The sequence below is a fragment of the Pontibacter sp. HJ8 genome (assembly GCF_054824225.1).
Genome location: NZ_JSYF01000332.1, coordinates 1 through 1089, shown reverse-complemented (window position 1 = coordinate 1089; position 1089 = coordinate 1). Strand labels below are relative to the sequence as shown.

Here is a 1089-nt window from a genome sequence, read left to right as displayed (position 1 = left end):
AGGGTAGCGGGCTATGTTCAAAGAATATTTATTCGGATGAACAGCCTTGCAAGGTGGAGGATGTTATCAAAAAAGTGTTATATTTAAATGCATATTGCGGGCATAGAGGTTTCAGTATACCTGCTACCGTACCAGGTATAGCCTATGCTTTTTGCTTTATCTAAATATCTCTATTTACCGTAGTAAGGAATGCTCAACCAGGTAGTTATACAACATCCCTACGTACTCCGAAACGAAGTATCCTATTTCTACCTGGCAAATCCAGACAACATTTAACCCTAGCCCATATGAAGCAGTTTTTAGCAATTGCATTTTTGATCCTATGTTGTTGCATCACAGGTATGGCGCAATCCGCCAAAAGCACGTTTGACCCCAAAAGCCTGCAGGTAGCCTGGGAATTGGTTGACAATAATTACCAGAATCAATCCCAATCACTCTCCACTATCACCCTGAAAAATACCGGCAAAGCGCCCTTTCCGGCGACAGGCTGGAGTCTGTACTTTAATGGCTCTGCTAACATTGCGGTACGGGAGGGGCAGGCGCCGGTTCGGGTGGAGCATGTCAACGGTGACCTGCTACGGCTGATACCGACTGAAAATTCCAAAAGCATTGCTGCTGGTGATTCACAGCGCATTGAATTAGTCGGCCGGGGCAGAGTAAACAGCACTTCGAATGCTCCTGTCGGTTTCTATCTGGTGTGGGACAATGCGCCTAACAAAGGCTTGCCCGTTAAATCGGAGATCAGGCAGCCTGATCCGGCAACTGTCGGTAAAATCAATGCCGCCGGCTGGATAACACCTGCTCTCGTGTATGAACAGAACGAGACCATAGCTGATCTCCCGGCAGAAAAACTCCCAAAAGTTTTCCCGACACCCGCCAACTACACAGAAACCGGAAAAACCTTTACGTTAACTGCGGCTATACCTATCGTAGCCGATAACGCCTTCAAGCGTGAAGCAGCATTACTGGCCAATCACTTGTCCACTGTATTAACCAAAAAGCCGGTCGTTCAAACCACTGGCAAAGGGACCGCCATCCGACTGCAAAAGAAAGAAGGATTAGGCCCTGAAGCGTATGAGCTGCAGGTTT

1 protein-coding gene is annotated in these 1089 nt (G+C 47.5%); it reads left to right on the top strand.

Annotated elements, in window-relative coordinates:
- Positions 1–287 precede the first annotated feature (287 nt).
- The coding region (locus tag OB13_RS14450; protein WP_461490878.1) for a carbohydate-binding domain-containing protein at positions 288–1089 on the top strand (802 nt) is incomplete at its 3' end.